We start from the raw sequence: 22,236 nt of genomic DNA on the forward strand, positions 1-22,236 counted from the left end.
TTAAAGTGATCACAATGCAAACGATTAAACATAAAATCAAGTTTTCAATGGTGACCTTCGTCGGATTGGTCGTGTTTAGTTCGGCAAGCTTTGCTCAGACTTTAGAGCAACGTATTGAACGTTTAGAACGTATCTCGAGTAATCCGGTATTACTACAACATTCACAGCGGATGAACGATCAACAACGTGAAATTCAGACACTTTATGATCAGGTAGATCGTTTAGTACGCCAGGTACAAAACCTGGAAGCGAAATTAAATCAAACCTACGAGGACATGGACGGGCGCTTAAATGAACTTGAAACACGCCCAAAACAAGCGGTTTCACCGCAACTAACCCCGCAAGTGGATGCGACCGCTGTTGGCTCCGTTCAGGCGAGCCGTCCAGCGGTGGTGGCCACTGAGTCATCACAGACCGATCCCAAAGACGCTTATGATAAAGCCTTTGGTTTGTTAAGAGAGGGCAAATATGATGAATCCATTCAAGCATTAAGCCAATTCGTAAAAGATCATCCCAATACAAGCTTAACCAGTAATGGATATTATTGGTTAGGGGAGGCCTATTTAATCAAACAAGAATTTGCGAAAGCTTACGCCGCATTTGATACGGTTTTGAAACAACACACCAATAGCAATAAAATCGAAGACTCTATGTTGCGTGGCGCGGATAGTTTGGTGGGGCTTAATCGTTTAGACGAGGCTAAAAAACTTTATGAAGCACTGGTTAAGCAGGCGCCAGAATCACGCGCGGCTAAAAGTGCGGTGCGCCGTTTAGAGCGCTTTAATACGGGTAGTTAGAATGAGTCAGCTGCGAGCCGTTATATTATTGTCCGGTGGTTTGGACTCGGTTACTGTATTGGCGCATGCTCATGCGCAAGGCTTTGAGTGCCATACACTGAGTTTTGACTATGGTCAGCGCCACCAGGTTGAGTTGCAAGCTGCCGAACGGCTGGCGGCTCAATACGGGGCTAAAACGCATCGAGTTATGCAAATGAATATGGCGGCGATAGGCGGCTCAGCCTTAACCGATAATCGGATTGATGTGCCAGTTAGTGGGGTAGGATCGGATATTCCGGTCACCTATGTACCGGCACGTAATACGATTTTCCTGTCTTATGCGCTTGGTTTGGCTGAAGTACTCGAAGCCCAGCACATTTTTATTGGTGTTAATTCGGTTGATTATTCGGGTTACCCGGATTGTCGTCCTGAATATATCGCGGCGTATGAGAAGATGGCTAATCTCGCCACCAAAACCGCGGTTGAAGGTCACTTAATCAAAATTGAAACACCGCTGATGAGTCTTAGCAAAGCCGAGATTATTCATATGGGTTTGAATTTGGGAGTGGATTACTCACTTACGGTGTCTTGTTATCAGGCCGATAATGAAGGTCGCGCTTGTGGTCAATGTGATTCTTGTCGTCTACGCCAACAAGGTTTTGCTGAGGCGGGTGTGATTGATCCGACTCATTATTGTTAAATTTGTAAATTCCTTTTGCCTTAATTTTTCTATTCAGCTTCTAATAAACGATTAAGTTTCATAGGTTTATGTTGACCTGCTTGTTTGCGTGTTTGGCCAGTCAGATTAGATGGCTAAAAAAAACTAAAAAAAATCATCAAAGGGCTTGCCAAGCCGCTCCAGCTCTGTATAATACGCCGCATATCAACGAGGGTCGTTAGCTCAGTTGGTAGAGCAGTTGGCTTTTAACCAATTGGTCGTGCGTTCGAGTCGCACACGACCCACCATATATGGAAACCCTGTTAAGTTTACTTAACAGGGTTTTTTTATGCCCGGAATTTAAAAAGCGCTATTCGTTTTAGGCTTTGTCTGCTATATTTCGATTTTTTATTACCAAGCAAACGCGCGGTCATCGCAAGGTCATCTTTTTAAAGAAGGACGCCTTTAATGTTAATTAGTTTTACATTTTTATATTTACTGGTTTCGATAGGTTTGGGCCTGTATGCCGCCACTAAAGTTAAAAATATGGCTGACTATGTATCGGCGGGCCGAAGTCTACCGATTTGGGTGGTTATGGCGATGGTATTCGCTACCTGGTTTGGTGCTGAAACCGTGCTGGGTATTCCGGCGGAGTTTTTGGAGGGCGACCTAGGTTCGTTGATCGCCGATCCTTTTGGTGCGGCGTTATGTTTGATTTTGTTTGGCTTATTTTTAGCCCGCAAGCTTTATCGAATGAACTTACTCACGCTAGGCGACTTCTACCGAGTACGTTTTGACCGCCGTACCGAGCTGGTTGCGTCCGTTGCGATTGCGATCTCTTATTTAGGTTGGGTTTCCGCCCAAATCATGGCGTTAGGTATTGTGTTTAATGTCTTGTCAGATGGCTATATCAGCCAGTTTAATGGCATCCTATTAGGCACTTCAGTAGTCTTGGTATATACCTTATTTGGTGGCATGTGGTCGGTAGCGGTCACCACCTTTGTGCAGATGATTGTGATTGTGTTTGGTTTATTGTTTATTGCTTGGTATTTGTCAGGCATGACTGGCGGGGTAATGCCGGTTATCGAACATGCCGCCCAAGCCGATAAGTTTAACTTTTTACCGGATTTTAATGCGATTGCGATGTTGGCGTTTATGTCGGCCTTATTAACCATGGGGTTGGGGTCGCTAGCCCAGCAAGATGTGTTTCAGCGGGCCAACACGGCAAAAAATGAAAACGTGGCTGTTTGGGCCACTGTAGGCGGCGGTGTGCTGTATTTATTGTTTGCGGCGGTGCCGATCTTTTTAGGTTATTCAGCTTATTTGATAAACCCAGATCTGGTCAGTCAATTTATGCAAATTGATAGCCAGCAGGTTTTGCCGCAACTGGTTAAACAACATTTGCCTTTATTTGCCCAGGTGATTTTTTATGGCGCGCTTTTATCGGTGATTATGTCCACTGCATCGGCGACCATGTTAGCGCCCTCGGTGATTATTTCTGAAAACATCTTAAAAGGCTTTGTCACTGGGTTAAGTGATCGTTATTTATTGATGATGACACGCGCAGTGGTGGTTGCGTTTGCGTTATTGGTGGCGATTTATACGCTTTGGTCTTTAGAGCAAGAAACGTCGATTCATAAAATGGTGGAGAACGCCTATAAAATTACCTTGGTAGTGGCGTTTGTGCCGTTGGTGGCTGGGCTTTACTGGAAGCGTGCGAGTTCAGCAGGTGCCTATCTAGGGATTTCGCTGGGTGTACTGGTATGGTTAGCGCTGGAGGTGTTAGTACCGTCATTAGAAGACAGTTTGCCAGCGCACTTCATTGGGTTTTTTGCTGCGATTATTGGCATGGTTATTGGCTCTTTACGTTGGCCAAATAACAAGGGGCTAGAGCCCCAAGCTTCGGTGGTTTCTTAAGCACCAGGCCTGGTTTTGGCTATGAGGCGTTTTTAATCTTGTTTAAGCCTTGCGTTTATAACAGGTGGTTCGCATAATGGGCAGCCTTATATAAAATGCGATGTTGGGATGAACTCTGGTTATCAAATTGGCGCACATGAAGCGACGCCTGAACAGGTGTTGATTATTGAAGCCGCTTTACGCGGCGAAAGCTTTAAAGTACCGGCGTTTGCAGGCGCATCAAAAACCACCACACTTAAAGGGGTGGCGGAGCAGCTGACCTATAAGCGCATTTTGTACTTGGCGTTTAACAAAGCGATTGCGGATGAGGCACGTCAACTGTTTCCTAATTGGGTCGAATGTCGCACGGCGCACAGTTTGGCTTATCGTTTTATGATGGCGTCTCAGCCAAGTTATAAAGATAAACTCCAACGCGGCGGGGCGTTTTTACCCTATCAAGACTTAGAAACCCATTCGGGTAAACCGGAACATTGGCGACCGTTTCGTCGATCGCGTTTTCAAGTGAATATTGCGATTGGTGAAACCCTTGCTCAGTATTTCAACTCGGCCGATCTGCGAGTGATGGAAACCCATATTCCAGAAGCGGTGATGCACTGGGGAAAATCGGCGCGTCCTCAAGAACTGGCATTGTTTGTGGCGCAACTCATTGATATAACCCAGCAGCTCGCCGATAACATGCTGGATTCGGCTTGTGATTGTGCAATGACGCACGATGCCTACCTTAAAGCGTTTCAATTGCGTCAGCCAAAGCTGGCTTATGATGTAATTTTGCTGGATGAAGCCCAAGATACCAATCCAGTTTTGCAGGCGATTATGCGCAACCAGGCCTGTCAGAAAATCCTAGTCGGCGATCGGCATCAAGAAATTTACGCTTGGCGAAATGCGGTGAATACCATGGAAGGTTTGGCGTTAAAAGAATATGCTTTAACCCATTCATTTCGGTTTGGCGAACATATTTCAGAGCTGGCAAATCGGTTGCTGCAAAAGGTTTCGGAAACCCGCAAAATTGTCGGTTTAGGTCAGGATCAACAGATTAACCAAGGGTTTGATAAACATCAACCTTATGCGGTAATGTGCCGAACCAATGCAAAAGTGTTTGAGGTCGCAGAATTTTGCCTAACTCGCGGCATTCCCTATAGTATTAACGGCGGACTAGAGCAGATTACACGTTTAATTGCCTCAGCTTATGGCTTGTATCAGGGCGATCGAAAAGCGCCCAGATCGCCAGAGTTAAGTCTGTTCAGTTCGTGGCAAGAATTTAATGAGGTGGCTGAGGAGCTGAACAAATCCGAATGGAAAACCATTATTAAATTCGTCGAAACCCATAAAGAAAAAACCCTCAATAAAATTCAACAACTAGGCAAACACGCGTTTCCTTATGCGGCGCAAGCGCATGTCTTTATCAGTACGGTGCATAAAGCAAAAGGTTTAGGGTTTGACCAAGTGGTATTGGCCTCGGATTTTGAATGGCCGGATCCAAAGCAACCGAGTTTTCGGGAAGGTTTAAATGTAATTTATGTCGCGATTACACGCGCTAAGCGAGTATTGGTTTTGCCAAAGAGTTTGCGGCAAGCCTTGAATATAACCTAGCCTGGTATTAAAAGCACCAGGCCTGGTGGTCAATAAATTAATCTTCGTCGGTGATTAAATAGGGTAAAGGTTCAACTTTAACCAGTCCACCGTTTAAAGTATGTAGGTTGCCTTCTACTTTTTCCAGCGCACGCACACTGCCGATGACCAGACATAAAGTGCCTTCAAAGATATCCGGGTTGGATAACACGACATCTAGTTTGTGAATTTTTTCGTTCGAGTCGATGACTTCTAGCACCTCACCAGTCTTCAAATCCAACACTTCATCTAAGTGTAAACGCAACATACGTTTGGCCGCTTTGCCACGATAATGTAAACGTGCAATGACTTCTTGCCCTGGAAAACAACCTTTTTTAAAGTTGATCACTTGGGTTTTGTCTAAATTAAGAAATTGCGCAATATGCTTACCGCTGTTGGCGGCGGTGACTTCAGCTAAACCGGAAGCAATGTTGAGCAAACGCCAGTCGTAACTGTTGGTTACATCACCGTTTGCGCTCAGTTTTGTCCAAGCTTCAATCGCTTGTTCAGCCGGTGCAAATAATTCGTAACGGTGAAAAGGGCCAGGCACTTTGATAATCCGAACCGATTCTAAGCCGGGCTCTTTAGACGCCATGGAGACAAATTCTTTTTTGATTTTAGTGTCTAAACGACGCTGAATATCTAGGTCGGCAAACTGACCGGCAAAACCAAAACGCACCCAAGTGTCAGATATTTCTTCTAACGTCACTTTCGAGCGCATCACAAACATTTGTAAACGTTTTAGAATCGGTTCACGTAATGAGCCGTCAAAACTTAAGAAATAGTCACCATCGTGCATAAAAATTAAAAATAAAGCCAACACTTGGCCTTGTGGATCGTTATAAGATGAAAACTGCGCGGCTTCTTCATTTACCTGGCTAATGTCATTACTTAACTGGCCTTGTAAAAAAGCTTGTGCTTCTTCGCCAGATACACGTATTAAGGCTTGATGGGCTAAGCTGGTCATCACTGGGCCATGTTTGATCAGTACACGTTCTAATTCGGGAAATTCAAACTGACTGACGGCACCTGTGTCATCAAACTGGGCTTTTTGTTCTGTCAAAAAATCGTGCCATAAACTATTCATGACGGTTATTCCTTTCGAATCCTGATGGTTTGGGCCTCAAATCATACCCTAGTATGTTGCGGGGTTAAATGCCCCATGTTGGAATCTGATTGAAATTTTTCGGGTAGCCCAGTATATTAGCGACTATATTAGCTTCTAAAATAAGTAAACACTGGGAGTAACTGGTGACCACGAACAAGAAAGAGTTTTTAACCTTTGAGTTAGGTAAAGAAGAATACGCGGTAGAAATTTTGCGTGTGCAAGAAATTCGCGGCTGGGAAAACCCAGATCCTTTGCCAAATGTACCTAGCTATGTAAAGGGCGTCGTCGATTTACGTGGCACAATTGTGCCGATTATTGATTTACGTGAAAAGTTTAAGCTAAAGGTGTCTTATGATGTCACCACCGTCGTTGTCGTGGTACATGTTTTGACCAACCAAGGCGAACGTATCATGGGCTTAGTGGTGGATTCGGTTTCAGATGTACAGCAATTTGACTTGGCTAATCTACAACCAGCGCCAGATATTTCAGCTTCCATTGATAGTCAATTCATTTTAGGCTTAACCACCGTGTTTAACTCTAGCGCGTCTCAAAAAGATCAGCAAGAAGGTGGCATGCCTAAAAAAGGCCGCATGGTGATTGTGATTGATATTGATAAATTGGCAAGTGAAGGCTTAATTGAAGATATTGAAGCGGCGGATGCGCATACCATTCGGGGCAATGGCTAAGATCGTTAGATTAAAAATATTCGAAGTTAAAACCACTACACCCAAGCTATTTAGCTTGGGTTTTTTGTTTTTTGGGTTTTAAAATAGTGGGTTTAGAACGACTTTTAGTTTTGGGGTAATCCAGGTTGTAATGCAAGCCGCGGCTTTCTTTGCGTTTTTGCGCGCTGGTGACCATTAATTGCGAAACCAGCGCTAAATTACGCAGCTCAAGCAGATCGCTGTCTAACGTGTGTTGGTAATAAAATTCATCAATTTCTTTTTGCAAATTACGAATGCGTTGTGCGGCGCGTTTTAGGCGTTTATCTGTGCGAACTATGCCAACATAATCCCACATCACACGCCTTAATTCGTCCCAATCGTGGGCGACTAGAACTCTTTCACTGGCTTCACTGACTCGACTGCTGTCCCAATCAGGAATCTGTTCTGGCATTGGAATGCTATTAATATCGCTGGCTTCAATGCTTTGACGCGCGGCTTCGGCAAACACCAAACCTTCTAATAACGAATTACTCGCTAATCGGTTAGCGCCGTGTAAACCGGTAAAAGCGGTTTCACCAATGGCATATAAACCCGCGAGATCCGTTTCGCCTTTTAAATTAGTGACGATGCCGCCGCAAGTGTAATGAGCCGCCGGCACTACCGGAATCGGTTCCTGTGTGATATCAATGCCCAGCTTTTTACAGCGGCCATAGATAGTAGGAAAGTGCTGTTTTAAAAAGTCTTTAGATTTATGTGTAATATCTAAAAACACGCAGTCAATACCGTGAATTTTCATTTCTTGGTCAATCGCCCTTGCCACTATGTCGCGAGGGGCTAAATCGGCGCGTTCATCGTATTTCGCCATAAACGCGTCACCATTGGGCAAACGTAAAATTCCGCCTTCACCACGCACGGCTTCGCTGATTAAAAACGAACGATCTTTCGGGTGAAATAAACAGGTCGGGTGAAACTGATTAAACTCCATATTACCCACCCGACAACCCGCGCGCCAAGCCATCGCAATGCCATCACCAGTAGAGGTGTCAGGATTGCTGGTGTAAAGATAGGCTTTACTTGCGCCACCGGTGGCCAAAACCGTAAAGGGCGCTTGAACGCTATAAATGTTTCGGCTTTTTTTGTTTAAAATATACGCCCCTACACAACGGGTTTTGTCGTCGTTGGTAACTAGGTTAACGGTCATGTGATTGGGTAAAAGTTTGATGTTGGGGTGTTGCTTAACCTGTTTGATCAAGGTTGATAAAACTGACTGCCCAGTATGATCCGCAGCATGAATTACACGTCGATGGCTGTGGCCGCCTTCTTGAGTTAAATGAAACGGATAGTCGGCTAGATTGTTTTCCGCGGGACTAAAAGGCACACCAAATTCAATTAATTCTTCGATGGATTTAGAGGCGTTTTCGGCTACATAACGTACCGCTTCAGGGTCGCACAAACCTGCGCCCGCGTTGAGTGTGTCATTAATATGTGCTTCAACCGAATCAAACGGGTCCAGTACCGCCGCAATCCCACCTTGGGCGTACATGGTGCTGCCTTCAGATAGAGAAGATTTCGCTAATACAACGACGTTAAGATGGCGTGCAAGCTTTAAGGCCAGGGATAAACCGGCGATACCGCTGCCGATGATTAAAACATCGGTCTTCAGATTATGGTTTGACACAAAAAACTCGCTCTACCCTTGAATAATTCGACTAATAGTAGCATATTGTTTTAACATTTAGGCTTGATAACAGCGCTTTAAAAGCGAAAAGGAATGGGATGAGTTCGAGTGAAACCTTATTGGCTTATGGTCAGGTTGAAGAGGTGTCCGGGGCGTTTGCTTATATCCGAACCCAACGAGAATCCGGTTGCGGAGGCTGTCAATCGGAACAAACCTGTGGCACCAGTACATTGGCTCGGTTGTTTTCAATGGGAACCCAGCCCTTATTAAGGCTCCCTAATGACATTAAAGCCAGGCCTGGTGATCAGGTTGAATTGTCGCTTGAAGGTCATGGTTTGGTTAGTCAAGCCTTTATGGCTTATGGTTTGCCACTGGTGGGCTTGTTTATAGGTGCTTTATTAGGCTTGTGGTTATGGCCGGCGGGCGGTGATGTAGCAACCATTATCGGCAGTTTACTTGGTTTATTCATCGCTTGGTGGTGGGTAAAGCGTTATCATCAACCGTTGCAGCCTAAATTGGTTCGTGTTGTTTTAAACAAAAATGTTTAACGGAGAAGAGAGCAAGTTATGAAAAAACAAACACTTAGTTGGTTTGCTTGGATGGCATTAGCGATTCCAGTATTAAGCGTGGCTACCCCAGCAGGCTTACCCGATTTTACTCAACTGGTGGAGCAGAATTATCAGGCTGTGGTCAATATCAGCACAACACGAACAGAAGTAGCCTCAGGAGGCCGTGAATCTTTGCCGCCTCAGTTTAGAGGATTGCCAGATGATTTTTTACGACATTTTTTTGGTATCGATCCGCAACAGGGTAAGCGCGCACCCGAGCGTCGTTCTCAATCCGTCGGTTCGGGCTTTATCATCAGTGAAGACGGTTATATTTTAACCAATCACCATGTGATTGCGGAGGCCGACCAGGTAACCGTCAGATTAAATGATCGGCAGGAATATAAAGCTGAGATTGTGGGTAGCGACCCGCGCACCGATGTTGCCTTGCTTAAGGTGGCGGCCAACAACTTACCTGTGGTAAGAACCGGTAGCAGTGATGATTTAAAAGTCGGTGAATGGGTGTTGGCGATTGGTGCGCCTTTCGGACTGGATTACACCGTAACGGCGGGTATCGTGAGTGCTAAAGGTCGTAGTTTACCGGATGATACTTACGTGCCATTTATTCAAACTGATGTCGCGATTAACCCGGGTAACTCGGGTGGCCCACTGATTAACCTTAATGGTGATGTGGTCGGAATTAATGCCCAAATCTTTACCCGAAGCGGTGGCTTTATGGGCTTATCCTTCGCGATTCCGATTGAAATCGCGATGAATGTGGTGGATCAGTTAAGAAATACTGGCAAAGTGGAACGTGGGTTCTTGGGCGTGCAAGTGCAAGAAGTCACCAGCGATTTAGCGCGTTCTTTTAACATGGAAAAGCCACAGGGCGCCTTGGTAGCCCAAGCTTATCCTGATACACCCGCTGAAAAAGCCGGCTTGGAATCAGGTGATATTATTTTGAGCTTTAATGGCACGGTGATTGAAAAGTCGACCGATTTGCCGCCTGCGGTTGGCATTACGCCGCTTGGAAAAACCGTTGAGATCGTGGTTTTACGTCAAGGCAAACGCATGGCATTAAAGACCACCTTGGCGGTATTGGATGAATCGAGTCCGGCGGGCGCACCTCAGAAATCGAGCATGACACGCAGTACACATTTAAATGCCCAGCTAGAAGAAATCAGCGCAGAAGATCTCAAAAGCTTGAACTTACCTTTCGGTGTAGGCGTGGCTGAAGTAGGCGATGGTCTGGCTAAGAAAAACGGTATTTTAGAAGGGGATGTATTGGTCAGCATTAACTTCCAGCCCATTCGTAGTGTTAAAGATGTGGACGATGTCTTGTCTAAAGCTAAAAAAGGCCAATCACTGCCTGTCAGAGTTGTGCGAGGCGGGCGTTCAATCTTTTTAGCTTTGGTTATGGAATAGGGGCGCTCGAATAACCCCAGCTTAATTTGGCTAAGTCCAGCATATTCAATCTGGGGTTAATTGCCGCTGTATTAGTCTGCATCTATCTGGTACGAGCTTTAGAATTAGCGTAAAATACACGCAATTTTAAAGTCGAGCGGCACGAGTGTCACTCAGTGGACTAACTCAGAACACGATACAATCTTTAAAAGGGTGCGGATGCACCCTTTTTTCTTGTTAATTTTTTTAAATTAATTGATCCGACACCTGGCTGTTTTTGGAGTATGCATGTCACAACCAATAAAACATATTCGTAATTTCTCAATTATTGCGCATATTGATCACGGAAAATCGACGATAGCTGATCGTTTTATCCATCTTTGCGGTGGGTTGACAGACCGTGAAATGGAAATGCAAGTTTTAGATTCCATGGATATTGAACGTGAACGTGGCATTACGATTAAAGCTCAGAGTGTAACTTTGCAATTTCCGTCAGAGGATGGCAACACCTATCAGCTAAATTTCATTGATACGCCAGGGCACGTCGACTTTTCTTACGAAGTATCGCGCTCGTTGGCCGCATGTGAAGGTGCATTATTGGTAGTGGACGCCTCACAAGGCGTTGAAGCTCAAACCGTGGCCAACTGTTATACCGCGATTGAGCAAGGGCTGGAAGTTATTCCGGTGCTTAATAAAATCGATTTACCGGCGGCCGAACCTGAGCGTGTTAAAGTCGAGATTGAAGAAATTATCGGTATCGAAGCTGGCGATGCAATCAACGCCAGTGCCAAAGCCGGTATCGGTATTAAAGAAACTTTAGAGCAAATTGTGGCGCGTGTACCCCCACCAATTGGTGATCTTGATGGCCCATTAAAAGCGTTGATTATTGATTCCTGGTTCGACAGTTATTTAGGTGTGGTTTCGTTAGTGCGTGTGTTAGATGGCAAAATAACAAAAAAAATGAAAATGCGTGTGATGTCGACCGGGGAAGATCATGAAGTAGGTGATGTCGGAATTTTCACACCAAAACGTACATCACGAGACTCACTGAGTGCGGGTGAAGTAGGCTATGTTGTCGCCGGTATTAAAGATATTGACGGTGCGCCAGTGGGCGATACCTTAACTGATTCTAAAAACCCAGCTAAAGATCGCATGCCAGGCTTTAAACCAGTACAGCCTCGTGTTTTTGCCGGCTTGTTTCCAATCAGTTCAGAAGATTACGAAAACCTCCGTGAAGCCCTGCGTAAATTACGTTTGAATGATGCGGCACTGCATTTTGAACCCGAAACCTCTGAGGCGTTAGGTTTTGGTTTCCGTTGTGGTTTCTTGGGTATGCTGCATATGGAAATTGTCCAAGAACGCTTAGAGCGTGAATATAACTTGGATATGATTAGCACCGCGCCTACCGTGATTTATGAGCTAAAGACCAAAAAAGGTGAAATTCTCAGAATTGATAACCCGTCCGAATTACCAGAGGTCAGTTTGATAGAGGAGATTCGTGAACCCATTATTCAAGCCAATATTTTAGTGCCGCAAGAACATATCGGAGCGGTAATGAAGCTTTGTATTGACAAACGTGGCGTGCAAAAAAATATGAGTTATGCGGGTAATCAGGTTTCGATCAGCTTTGAAATGCCGCTGAATGAAGTGGTGTTGGATTTCTTTGATCGATTAAAGTCGACCAGTCGCGGTTATGCCTCAATGGATTATGAGTTTAAACGTTTCCAGGCGGATGACTTGGTACGAGTCGACTTTTTGATTAATGGTGAACCAGTGGATGCCTTAGCGATGATTACTCACCGTTCGGTGGCGGCGTCTCGTGGTAAGGAAATGATCGAAAAATTGAAAGATATTATTCCGCGCCAAATGTTTGAAGTCGCAATTCAGGCTGCGATTGGTGGCAAAATTATCGGACGAACCAACGTCAAAGCCATGCGTAAAAATGTATTGGCCAAGTGTTACGGTGGTGACGTCTCGCGTAAAAAGAAACTATTAGAAAAGCAAAAAGCAGGCAAAAAACGCATGAAAACCATCGGGCGTGTTGAACTGCCGCAAGAGGCCTTTATGGCTATACTCAATACCGGAGGATCGGATAAGTGAATTTTGAATTAATTTTGGTCATCATTACCGCGGTGACGGGGGTGATTGTCTTTGTTGATAAGTTGGTTTGGCGTCAAAAACGTTTAGAATCCGCCACCACCCAAAAAGAGCCGATGTTGATTGAATATTCGCGTTCTTTGTTTCCGGTGTTTTTAATTGTTTTGGTTTTACGCTCGTTTATTATTGAGCCTTTTCGCATTCCATCTGGTTCTATGTACCCAACCTTAGAAATTGGCGATTTTATTGTCGTAAATAAGTTTGCTTATGGTATTCGTTTGCCAGTGATTCAAAACAAACTGATTCCGCTGGGTGAACCGAAACGTGGTGATGTAGCAGTGTTTCGTTACCCACTGGATCCGAATGTAGATTATATAAAGCGGATTGTAGGGTTGCCGGGCGATGAAATTAGTTATATCGATAAAAAACTCTATGTAAACGGTAAATTGGCTAATCAAACGCCGATTGGGCGTTATGTTGGGAACGATTCTGGTTCGGTAATGACGGGTGCGGTATTGTTAAAAGAGCAGCTAACAGATGACCTGACACATGAGATTTTGATTGACCCTGATCGCACTGGACAAATACTCACAACCGTAGTGGTACCCGAGGGACATTATTTTGCGATGGGCGATAATCGTGATCACAGTGCCGACAGCCGTAGCTGGGGTTTTGTGCCGGATGCAAACTTAAAAGGCCGCGCTTTTGGTATTTGGATGAACTGGGATGATGGTATTCACTTTAATCGCATTGGCAAGGGGATCAACTGATGCCATTGGATGTTGAAAGAGAAGCCAAGCTTAAGGCGTTATCAAATAAACTTGGTTACCAGTTTAGCGATTCAAGTTGGTTAAACTTGTCGCTAACCCACCGTAGCTTGGGGGCTAAAAACAATGAGCGGCTTGAGTTTTTAGGTGACAGTTTAGTTAACTTTATGGTCGCCGATATTTTGTTCCACCAATTTACCAAATTACCAGAGGGCGATTTAAGCCGTATTCGCGCGCACTTAGTTAAAGGCGAAACCTTGGCTGAAATTGGGCGTGAATACGATTTAAGTCTTTATCTAAGCTTGGGGCCGGGCGAACTAAAAAGTGGCGGTTATCGACGCGATTCAATCATTGCGGACTCGGTTGAAGCCATCATTGCCGCGATCTATAAGGACGGTGGCTTAGATGCTTGCCGCAGTTTTGTTCAGCGTATTTATGCAAGTCGGTTGCATGCGTTGGATCCTAGCAAGGTTGGCAAAGACCCTAAAACACGTTTGCAAGAATGGTTGCAGTCACGTCAAGAACCCTTGCCGGAATACAGTATTATTAGTGTAAATGGCGCGGCTCACGCCCAACATTTTACCGTGGCTTGTTATGTGTCGAAGCTCAATACCAAATTTGAAGCCACCGACACCAGTCGACGTAAAGCCGAACAACAAGCCGCTGAATATGCGTTAGCCGCATTGGGACAATTATGAGTGACCAAACACCAAATAATGAGCATGAAATGACAGAACAAAACACTACCACTCCAGAAATGGAAATGCAGGCGGACGATTATAAAGCCGGCTTTGCGGCGGTGATTGGTCGCCCAAATGTAGGTAAATCGACCTTAATGAATGAGTTATTAGGTCAGAAGTTAAGCATTACGTCACATAAACCACAAACTACGCGTCACCGAATTCACGGTATTTTTACCACCCCCCAACACCAAATTGTATATGTCGATACACCGGGTATGCATTTGGGTGGTCAAAAGTCGATTAACCGTTATATGAATCGTACCGCAAAAAGTGCGTTTTCTGGTGTTGACGTGATTTTGTTTGTGGTCGAAGCCGGTCGTTGGACCAAAGAAGACCAAGCGGTAGCCGATCAATTGCGCGGGGTTGAAGCGCCGGTGGTGTTATTGGTGAATAAGGTCGACAAGTTTAAGCAAAAAACGGACTTGCTGCCTTATTTGCAAAACTTAAATGGCAAAGTAGATTTCCATGCTGTGATTCCGGTATCCGCATTTAAAAAAAGCGGCTTAGACCTGATTCAAAAAGAAGTCGTGAATGCTTTGCCAAGCCAGCCCGCTATTTTCCCAGAAGACTATATTACGGATCGTTCGACCAAATTTTTAATCTCAGAAATTGTGCGTGAAAAATTGATGCGTAGCCTCGGCGATGAAGTGCCTTATGGCGCGACGGTCGAAATTGAACGTTTTGAGCAAGACCCGGAAACGGGCCGTTGGGAAGTCAATGCGCGTATTCTGGTCGAACGCGAAGGCCAAAAACGTATTATTATTGGCGACAAAGGCGAAAAGATTAAACAAATGGGCACCGACGCACGCAAAGACATGATTGCATTGCTCGAAAACCGAGTGCATCTCGAACTTTGGGTAAAAGTCAAAGAAAACTGGTCGGATGATGATCGCGCTTTAGCCAGCTTGGGTTATACCGATTCTATTTACGATTAAATCTGAAATCGCGGGTGCGTATCCATGATTTATCAGCAACCGGCGTTTGTTTTACATAGTCGACCTTATCGTGAAACCAGCGTGATGTTAACCCTGTTTACACCCGAGTTTGGTAAATTAAATGCGACGGTGCGTGGGGTTCGGTCTGGTGGTAAAGCCGCAGTACAAAAGCAGGCCTGGTTGCAACCATTCCAGGCTTTGCAAATTCAGTGGCGGGGCGCTGAAAACCAGGTAAGTGAATGGATTCACCCGCAGGGCTTTGAACCGCATGGTGTAGCCATCGGCTTAAAGGGCGAAGCCAGTTTATGTGGTTTGTATCTAAATGAGTTGTTGTATCGTTTACTGCAAACCTGCGCGCCGATGGAAGCGTTATTTTTACACTATCAACAAACCTTACAGCTTCTGCATCAAGCCGATACCCGAGACCACCAGGCCTGGTGCTTACGTCAGTTTGAGTTGGCGTTATTATCTGAGCTGGGTTATGAGCTGGATTTGGTACAAGACCATCAAAGCCAGCCAATATTAGATTCTATTTTCTATACTTACCGACCTGAGTTAGGTTTCATCGCCTTACACCCCAATTATGCAAACTCGTCTGAGTGGAGTATGGCTGGTGAGTGTTTGATTAAGCTGGCACAAAAAGAATTTTGTAAAGATTGTTTACCAGCCTGGAAGCAATTAATGCGTCGCGTGTTGCATCCGCATTTAGGCCCTAAACCCTTGGCTACACGCCAATTGTTTAAATCGTTTTAAACCCAGTTATAAACTTACGCGGTTTCAAGTAATAATTATTTTCGTACTTAATTTAGCTTATTTAAGGTAAAGCCATGATGAACCCAATTTTTCTAGGATTAAACATTGATCACGTTGCCACACTTCGCCAAGCACGCGGCACACGTTACCCAGACCCGATTAAAGCGGCGCTGGATGCCGAAATGGCAGGGGCGGATAGCATTACTTTGCATTTGCGCGAAGACCGCCGTCATATTCAAGATGCCGATGTTTATCGCTTAATGGAATGCTATCAAACCAAAGTAAACCTAGAAATGGCCGTCACCGAAGAAATGCTGACAATTGCCTGTAAAACCCAACCTGAAGATGTGTGTTTAGTGCCGGAAAAACGCGAAGAGCTCACCACCGAAGGCGGTTTGGATGTCGCCGGACAACAGGAATGGATGACCCAAGCTTGCGCGCGTTTAAAGGCCGCTGGTTGTCGGGTGTCGTTATTTATTGACCCAGACGAAACTCAAATTCGTGCCGCCAAAGCGGTGGGCGCACCGGTGATTGAATTGCATACCGGCACTTACGCTGAACTGACCAAACCAGCTGAGGTTGCAGCTGAACTGCAACGCATCCGTAAAGCGGCTGAATTAGCACACAGTTTGGGTTTGGTGGTGAATGCGGGTCATGGATTGCATTATCACAATGTACAAGCCATCGCCGCGATTAAAGTGATCGAAGAACTCAACATCGGCCATGCGATTGTGGCACAAGCGGTATATTCTGGATTACCTGACGCGGTGCGTGAAATGAAGCGTTTGATGGTCGAAGCTCGCCAGCAAGCTTATTTGCAGGATTAACAATGGTTATTGGAATCGGTACGGATATTGTTGATGTCGAGCGCATTGCCGGGCTTTGGCGTCGTCAAGGTGCGCGTTTTGCCGAGCGTTTGTTAAGTGTGTCGGAGTTAGTAGAATTAGCAGAGAAAGCCTATCCAGAGCGTTTTTTAGCCAAACGTTGGGCGGCTAAAGAAGCGATTAGTAAAGCTTTGGGCACCGGTATTTCACAAGGTGTAAGTTTTCACGACATTAGCATTGGGCATACCGAATTGGGCCAGCCCTTGGTTGAGTTGACTGGTGTCGCCTTACAAATCGCGCAAAATCTAGGTATTCGGTCTTGGCGTTTGTCGATTAGCGATGAGAAAAATCATGCAGTCGCGTTTGTCATTGCGCAAGCCGATTGATTAGTTAGAAAGTTTGAGGGATACGTTGGAGCTACCAACAGGTTTTATCTAAATTAAAACCGGATTAACTTTGGCAAGTTATCCGGTTCTAAGTCGTTTTTTAAATTGTTCTTAAGTCGTTAGCGTGTTATTTCCACTGGTGGCTCAGTGTTTGACTGAGTTTAAGCGCGGTTTCCGATACCAAATCCCCCATCAAATGTTCCATTAAGGTTTTTTCTTTTTCATAGGTACGCAAGCGTGTAATCCCAATTAGATCGCGTGCGACAAACCCAATGTCACCTAAACCATCAATTAAACCCAATTCGACCGCTTCATCACCCAGCCAGACTAGCCCCGTAAATAAGTCTTTATTTTCTTGCAAACGATCACCACGTCCTTGTTTAACCACCTCAATAAACTGCTGATGGGTGCGTTCTAAAATGCGTGTTTGGAAAAATTCTTTAGCCGACGCATCTTCTTCACCAAATGGATTAATAAAGCTTTTGTGTTCTCCAGCCGTCATAGAACGGTTTTCTACCCCCATTTTTTGCATAAGTTCAGTAAAACCAAAGGTATCAAAACGCACACCGATCGAACCGATAATGGAGCCTTGGTTGGCATAAATTTCATCAGCGGCGGCGGCAATGTAATAACAGCCGGAAGCACATAAGTCTTGGGCGACGACGTAAACCGGTTTGTTGTGGAGTTTTTTGAGTCGGGTGATTTCGTCATTAATTAAGGCCGATTGCACAGGGCTGCCACCCGGTGAATTCATCGATAATAAAACCGCACGTGAGTTTTTGGCTTCAAACGCGTCACGTAACACCGAGTTAAGGGATTCCGCGCTGTTGTTCGTGCCGGCCATAATTGAACCATTTATTTTGACAACCGCAATGTGTTCGCTGCCTGCTTGTTTGGTTTCGTCTTTGGAGAATAAACCGGCAAACATTAACATCGAAAATACAATATAAACCAGTACCATCACTTTTAAAATATTGGTCCAACGACGTGACCAACGTTCTTGTTTAACGTAAGCATCCGCCGCATCCGCTAGACGGTCTAGCGGAGCCGATTTTTGAGTTGGTGTTTGGCTGACAGCTTGATTATCTGTCCAAGGGTTGTTTTGTTCCATTCATGCTTCCTGTGGATATGGCCTATAATAGTGGCCTAATTTTAACCGCTTTGGATATAAGATGTCGCAGGATTTTGAGTTTGATTTAAAGGCGTTTCTGGCTAACTTAACCGAGCGTCCTGGCGTGTATCAAATGTTGAACGCACAGGGCGTGGTGATTTATGTGGGTAAAGCCAAAAATCTAAAGCGCCGTGTATCGAGTTATTTTGTAAAAAATCAGCAAGCCATTAAAACCCAGGCGATGGTTGAACAGGTCGCACGTATAGAAGTGACGGTGACCGATACTGAATCGGAAGCCTTAATCCTCGAAAACACTTTAATTAAACGCCTGACGCCTCGTTATAACGTGTTGTTTCGTGATGATAAGTCTTACCCCTATGTGTTTGTTTCTACAGGAAAAGAATATCCAGCTTTAAGTTTTCACCGTGGTGCCAAACGCAAAGTAGGGCGCTATTTTGGCCCTTTCCCAAATGCCGGAGCGGTGCATCAAACCCTGCAAGCTTTGCAGAAAATATTCCCGGTTCGCCAGTGTGCCGACAGCGTGTTTAACCATCGATCTCGCCCTTGTTTGCAATATCAAATCAAACGCTGTTCTGGGCCGTGTGTCGGCAAAATCAGTTCGACCGATTACGCCGAAGATGTGCGCCTTACCTTGATGTTTTTAGAAGGTAAAAGTTTTGATGTGATTGAAGAACTGGGTTCGCAAATGGATTTAGCTTCTGAACAACTGGATTTTGAACGCGCGGCCCAACTGCGTGATCAAATTTCGGCTTTGCGTGCAATTCAAAGCCAGCATTTAATCAATCAACCTGGTTCGCAAGACTTGGATGTATTGGCGGTGGCCGAAGTGGCCGACCAGCTTTGTGTGACTTTGATGATGTATCGAGGTGGGCATTTATGGGGCAGCGAAAACTACTTCCCTAAAGGCCAGGTTACCACCGCTGCCGTGTTGGCGGCTTTTATTAGTCAACATTACGAAACCCATCCGGTTCCTAAAACCTTATTAACCAGCGAAAAACCCGACGACCAGGCCTGGTTGGTGGAATGGCTAACGGATAAAAAACAGCAAAACGTGCAAATAAAACAAGCCAGCCAATCCACTAGTAAAGGTTTGATCCAACTGGCGCTCACCAACGCCAACAGCGCACTTAAACAACATCTCACCCAAAAGGCTACTCAGCAAGATCGTTTAAACGCCTTGCAAGAAGCGCTGATGCTCGCCAAACCACCTGCGCGAATGGAGTGTTTTGATATTAGTCATACCATGGGGCAACAAACGGTCGCCAGCTGTGTGGTGTTTATTGATGGCGTACCGGTGACTCAGCAATATCGTAAATTTAATATCGAAGGCATTACCGGCGGTGACGATTACGCCGCCATGCATCAAGCTTTAACGCGGCGTTACCAACGTTTAAAAGCCGAGTCCGCGGTCTTGCCGGATTTGATTATTGTCGATGGTGGTAAAGGCCAATTAAGCCAAGCGATTGATGTGTTAAAAACCTTAGAATTAGAATCCGTGCCATTGGTATCAGTAGCAAAAGGCGAAGGGCGCAAAGCCGGTTTAGAAGTGCTTTATACGCCAGAGCAAGATCAAGGCATTGATCTCGAATCTGACGACATTGCTTTGCACCTAATAAACCACATTCGCGACGAAGCCCATCGGTTTGCGATTACTGGCCACCGCGCGCGCCGTCAAAAAGCCCAAACCAAATCCAGCTTAGAATCGATTGAAGGCGTCGGGCCCAAAACCAGAAAAGCCTTATTAACCCATTTTGGCGGGTTAGATCAGGTTAAAAACGCCGCTGTATCCGAGCTGTCCAAAGTGCCCAGTGTGAGCGCCAAAATCGCACAACGAATTTACGATCATTTTCACGGAGCCTAATATGAGCGAAACAGCAACCGAGCAGCAAATTATCCAGGCCACACGCTGTTGGGTAGAAAAAGTCGTGGTGGGCTTAAACTTTTGTCCGTTTGCCAAACGCGAAGTCGATGCTGACCGAGTTTATTACGGTGTGCAAAACGAGTATGCTTTAGAAGCCGTGTTGACTCAGCTAATGCTGGAATGCCAGCGACTTGACCAACAGCCGGACATTGAAACCAGTCTGCTTATTCTGCCCGTCGGGTTTGAAGGATTTTTAGACTATCTAGATTTGGTCGCTCTAGCGGAAGACTTAATGGCGCAAGAAGGCTATGAAGGAATCTACCAATTAGCCAGCTTTCACCCTGATTATTGTTTTGCCGGCGAGGCCGAAGAGGATCCAGCCAACTACACCAACCGTTCGCCTTATCCAATGCTTCACCTCATCCGAGAAGCCAGTTTAGAAAAAGCCTTAGCGCACCATCCCGACCCAGACAGCATTCCGCAAACCAATATCGACTTGGCGCGTGAAAAAGGCTTGGCTCACATGCAATCTTTACGCCAGGCCTGCTTGGGAGGCTGATTTGTTTTTAAGTGAAATCTGGCGTTATCCACTCAAATCCGCCAAGGGTTTAAGCCTCAACCAAGCGGTTTTAGACCCGTTTGGTTTGCAGAATGATCGACGCTGGATGCTGGTTGATCCAAGCGGGCAGATGGTCACCCAACGAACCTGTCCCAAAATGTGTTTAATCAGCGTGCTCGAGCCAGAATATTTGGTCTTATCTGACGCGAGCAAAACACCAGGCCTGGTGCTCCAATTACCGGATCAACCAGCGTTTGAAGTGGCGCTTCCAAACGGACAGCAAACCATCAAGGTGCAAGTTTGGCGTGATCACTGCCAGGCCTGGTTGGCCGATCCAGAGGCATCGGATAAAATAAGTGCTTATTTAGCAAAACCAGTGCGTTTAGTCTGGTTTCCAGATAATCAATTTCGCCAAGTCGACTTGAATTACGCCTCGCGCGGCGAAGGGGTGGCGTTTGCTGATGGCTTTCCGTTGTTATTAATCAGCCAAGCCTCGCTAGATGATTTAAACCAACGTTTGCACGCGCCAGTGAGCATGTCACGTTTTCGACCTAACCTAGTGATTGCGGGAGCAGACGCTTACGCCGAAGACCAAGCCCAAGGCATAAAAATAGGCGACCAGCGTTTCAGAATTGTTAAACCCTGCGCGCGTTGCTCAATTCCAAACATTGATCCATTAACCGCCAAACGATCAAATCAACCCGCACAAACGTTATTGGGCTACCGAAAAATAAAATCTGAGATTCTGTTTGGTCAAAACCTATTGTGCGATTCCGCCTTTAATAGAATGGAAAATGATAAATATCCAAACTTACGCGTTGGTATGTCGGCTGAATGGTTCTAAATTTGCAAATTGAATAGCCAGCTGGCCGCCGCGGGTGCTAAAATTCGGTTAATAAATTTATATGACTAGGAAAACTATGACACTCCAACAACTTCCCATGGCCATTACCTGGATTCGAGTTCTACTGATTCCGGTATTTTTAGTGGTGTATTACTTACCATACGAAATGGCTCACTTTAGCGCGATGGTTATTTTTGTGATTGCCGCCTTAACCGATTGGTTAGATGGCTATCTCGCGCGTCGTTTTCAAGCCACCAGCCGTTTTGGTGCATTTTTAGACCCGGTTGCAGATAAATTAATTGTCGCAGTCGCCTTAGTGGTGGTCGCGGTTGATTATCAAAACTGGATCGTCACTTTGGCCACCATCATTATTATTATGCGCGAAATGGCGGTATCCGCTTTACGTGAATGGATGGCTGAAAACAAGCAAAGTGACGTGGTTGCCGTCTCTAAAATGGGTAAATACAAAACCACGTTTCAATTAATTGCGTTATCGTTTTTAATTTACGGTGGCGAGTTATTTGGTGTGCCTTGGGTAGAGCTAGGACTTATCTTGTTGATTGTGGCGACATTTTTAACGGTGTTGTCTTTATGGAACTACGCCAAAGCCGCTTTGCCAGCGATTAAATCGGGGCTTTAAACACTTAAAACGTCAAAATAATGCTTGACGTTTTAGCCCCAACCCCTATAATACCGCCACTGTAAAGCGGGAATAGCTCAGTTGGTAGAGCACAACCTTGCCAAGGTTGGGGTCGCGAGTTCGAGTCTCGTTTCCCGCTCCAAGTATGGCAGAGTGGTAGAATGGCTATACAGCGGATTGCAAATCCGTGGATCTCGGTTCGATTCCGGGCTCTGCCTCCATAGTTACAAAGAAGTACAAGTCACCGCCCAGGTGGCGAAATTGGTAGACGCAAGGGACTTAAAATCCCTCGCCTGAAAGGGCGTGCCGGTTCGACTCCGGCCCTGGGCACCATCT

At 45.4% G+C, this 22,236-nt stretch carries 21 protein-coding genes and 4 tRNA genes; 22 read left to right on the forward strand and 3 right to left on the reverse strand.

Annotation, left to right across the window (positions count from 1 at the left end; translation table 11 throughout):
• Positions 1 to 14 precede the first annotated feature (14 nt).
• The 5 genes from ybgF (at position 15) to IBX48_RS01515 (ending at position 4,941) form a co-directional block, all read left to right on the forward strand.
• On the forward strand, positions 15 to 797 hold the full coding sequence (gene ybgF / locus IBX48_RS01495) for a tol-pal system protein YbgF (RefSeq protein ID WP_296829956.1): 783 nt from the start codon (positions 15 to 17) through the stop codon (positions 795 to 797).
• 1 nt (position 798) lies between these two features.
• Positions 799 to 1,476, forward strand: a complete 678-nt coding sequence (gene queC / locus IBX48_RS01500) for a 7-cyano-7-deazaguanine synthase QueC (protein WP_296829958.1) — start codon at positions 799 to 801, stop codon at positions 1,474 to 1,476.
• Positions 1,477 to 1,666: 190 nt separating this feature from the next.
• A tRNA-Lys gene (locus IBX48_RS01505) sits at positions 1,667 to 1,742 on the forward strand.
• 160 nt (positions 1,743 to 1,902) lie between these two features.
• Complete coding sequence (locus tag IBX48_RS01510; RefSeq protein WP_296829960.1) at positions 1,903 to 3,351, forward strand: sodium:solute symporter family protein; 1,449 nt, start codon at positions 1,903 to 1,905, stop codon at positions 3,349 to 3,351.
• Positions 3,352 to 3,459: 108 nt separating this feature from the next.
• Positions 3,460 to 4,941 (forward strand): 3'-5' exonuclease, encoded by a 1,482-nt coding sequence (locus tag IBX48_RS01515; protein WP_296829962.1) that lies wholly within the window; start codon positions 3,460 to 3,462, stop codon positions 4,939 to 4,941.
• 37 nt (positions 4,942 to 4,978) lie between these two features.
• Here IBX48_RS01515 and IBX48_RS01520 read toward each other — a convergent pair whose 3' ends face one another.
• Entirely contained in the window at positions 4,979 to 6,046 is a 1,068-nt protein-coding gene (locus IBX48_RS01520) for a folate-binding protein (protein WP_296829964.1), read from the reverse strand.
• A 164-nt stretch (positions 6,047 to 6,210) separates the two neighbouring features.
• Here IBX48_RS01520 and IBX48_RS01525 point away from each other — a divergent pair, with 164 nt between their 5' ends.
• Positions 6,211 to 6,753: a chemotaxis protein CheW gene (locus IBX48_RS01525; protein WP_296829966.1), complete on the forward strand. Its 543-nt coding sequence runs from the start codon at positions 6,211 to 6,213 to the stop codon at positions 6,751 to 6,753.
• A gap of 46 nt (positions 6,754 to 6,799) precedes the next feature.
• Here IBX48_RS01525 and nadB read toward each other — a convergent pair whose 3' ends face one another.
• Positions 6,800 to 8,410, reverse strand: coding sequence for an L-aspartate oxidase (gene nadB, locus IBX48_RS01530; RefSeq protein ID WP_296829968.1), 1,611 nt, complete (start codon positions 8,408 to 8,410; stop codon positions 6,800 to 6,802).
• A gap of 98 nt (positions 8,411 to 8,508) precedes the next feature.
• On the opposite strand from nadB, the gene IBX48_RS01535 reads away from it, so the two are divergent.
• The 9 genes from IBX48_RS01535 to acpS all read left to right on the forward strand — a co-directional run bounded on the left by IBX48_RS01535 (position 8,509) and on the right by acpS (position 16,864).
• The gene (locus tag IBX48_RS01535; protein WP_296829970.1) at positions 8,509 to 8,958 is read left to right on the forward strand and encodes a SoxR reducing system RseC family protein; all 450 of its coding nucleotides are present in this window, start codon (positions 8,509 to 8,511) and stop codon (positions 8,956 to 8,958) included.
• An 18-nt stretch (positions 8,959 to 8,976) separates the two neighbouring features.
• A complete protein-coding gene (locus tag IBX48_RS01540) occupies positions 8,977 to 10,380 on the forward strand; it encodes a DegQ family serine endoprotease (RefSeq protein WP_296829972.1) in 1,404 nt (467 codons plus the stop codon).
• A 267-nt stretch (positions 10,381 to 10,647) separates the two neighbouring features.
• A complete protein-coding gene (lepA, locus tag IBX48_RS01545) occupies positions 10,648 to 12,459 on the forward strand; it encodes a translation elongation factor 4 (protein ID WP_296829974.1) in 1,812 nt (603 codons plus the stop codon).
• A complete protein-coding gene (gene lepB, locus IBX48_RS01550; protein WP_296829976.1) occupies positions 12,456 to 13,226 on the forward strand; it encodes a signal peptidase I in 771 nt (256 codons plus the stop codon). Before lepA ends, lepB begins: the two co-directional genes overlap by 4 nt.
• Positions 13,226 to 13,921 (forward strand): ribonuclease III, encoded by a 696-nt coding sequence (rnc, locus tag IBX48_RS01555; RefSeq protein ID WP_296829978.1) that lies wholly within the window; start codon positions 13,226 to 13,228, stop codon positions 13,919 to 13,921. Before lepB ends, rnc begins: the two co-directional genes overlap by 1 nt.
• A 65-nt stretch (positions 13,922 to 13,986) precedes the next feature.
• Positions 13,987 to 14,901: a GTPase Era gene (gene era / locus IBX48_RS01560; RefSeq protein ID WP_296829997.1), complete on the forward strand. Its 915-nt coding sequence runs from the start codon at positions 13,987 to 13,989 to the stop codon at positions 14,899 to 14,901.
• 24 nt (positions 14,902 to 14,925) lie between these two features.
• Positions 14,926 to 15,654, forward strand: a complete 729-nt coding sequence (recO, locus tag IBX48_RS01565; protein WP_296829980.1) for a DNA repair protein RecO — start codon at positions 14,926 to 14,928, stop codon at positions 15,652 to 15,654.
• Between the two features lie 77 nt (positions 15,655 to 15,731).
• Positions 15,732 to 16,481 (forward strand): pyridoxine 5'-phosphate synthase, encoded by a 750-nt coding sequence (pdxJ, locus tag IBX48_RS01570; protein WP_296829999.1) that lies wholly within the window; start codon positions 15,732 to 15,734, stop codon positions 16,479 to 16,481.
• A gap of 2 nt (positions 16,482 to 16,483) precedes the next feature.
• On the forward strand, positions 16,484 to 16,864 hold the full coding sequence (acpS, locus tag IBX48_RS01575) for a holo-ACP synthase (RefSeq protein WP_296829982.1): 381 nt from the start codon (positions 16,484 to 16,486) through the stop codon (positions 16,862 to 16,864).
• Positions 16,865 to 16,991: 127 nt separating this feature from the next.
• Here the strand turns inward: acpS and sppA are convergent, their stop codons facing one another.
• Positions 16,992 to 17,975, reverse strand: coding sequence for a signal peptide peptidase SppA (gene sppA, locus IBX48_RS01580; RefSeq protein WP_296829984.1), 984 nt, complete (start codon positions 17,973 to 17,975; stop codon positions 16,992 to 16,994).
• Positions 17,976 to 18,036: 61 nt separating this feature from the next.
• Between sppA and uvrC the strand changes: the two genes are divergently transcribed.
• From uvrC to IBX48_RS01615, 7 genes are all read left to right on the forward strand, one after another.
• Positions 18,037 to 19,857, forward strand: a complete 1,821-nt coding sequence (uvrC, locus tag IBX48_RS01585; protein WP_296829986.1) for an excinuclease ABC subunit UvrC — start codon at positions 18,037 to 18,039, stop codon at positions 19,855 to 19,857.
• Between the two features lies 1 nt (position 19,858).
• On the forward strand, positions 19,859 to 20,416 hold the full coding sequence (locus IBX48_RS01590) for a DUF1415 domain-containing protein (RefSeq protein WP_296829988.1): 558 nt from the start codon (positions 19,859 to 19,861) through the stop codon (positions 20,414 to 20,416).
• Position 20,417: 1 nt separating this feature from the next.
• Positions 20,418 to 21,260 carry an MOSC N-terminal beta barrel domain-containing protein gene (locus IBX48_RS01595; protein WP_296829990.1) on the forward strand — a complete coding sequence of 281 codons (843 nt, stop codon included), beginning with the start codon at positions 20,418 to 20,420 and terminating at the stop codon, positions 21,258 to 21,260.
• Positions 21,261 to 21,336: 76 nt separating this feature from the next.
• Complete coding sequence (gene pgsA / locus IBX48_RS01600; protein WP_296829992.1) at positions 21,337 to 21,900, forward strand: CDP-diacylglycerol--glycerol-3-phosphate 3-phosphatidyltransferase; 564 nt, start codon at positions 21,337 to 21,339, stop codon at positions 21,898 to 21,900.
• Between the two features lie 66 nt (positions 21,901 to 21,966).
• Positions 21,967 to 22,042: transfer RNA gene (locus tag IBX48_RS01605), tRNA-Gly, on the forward strand.
• Between the two features lie 5 nt (positions 22,043 to 22,047).
• Positions 22,048 to 22,121, forward strand: a tRNA-Cys gene (locus IBX48_RS01610).
• 25 nt (positions 22,122 to 22,146) lie between these two features.
• Positions 22,147 to 22,233 (forward strand) — tRNA-Leu (locus IBX48_RS01615).
• Positions 22,234 to 22,236: the final 3 nt, after the last annotated feature.

This window comes from Thiomicrospira sp. (genome assembly GCF_014859555.1).
Classification (GTDB): Bacteria; Pseudomonadota; Gammaproteobacteria; order Thiomicrospirales; family Thiomicrospiraceae; genus Thiomicrospira.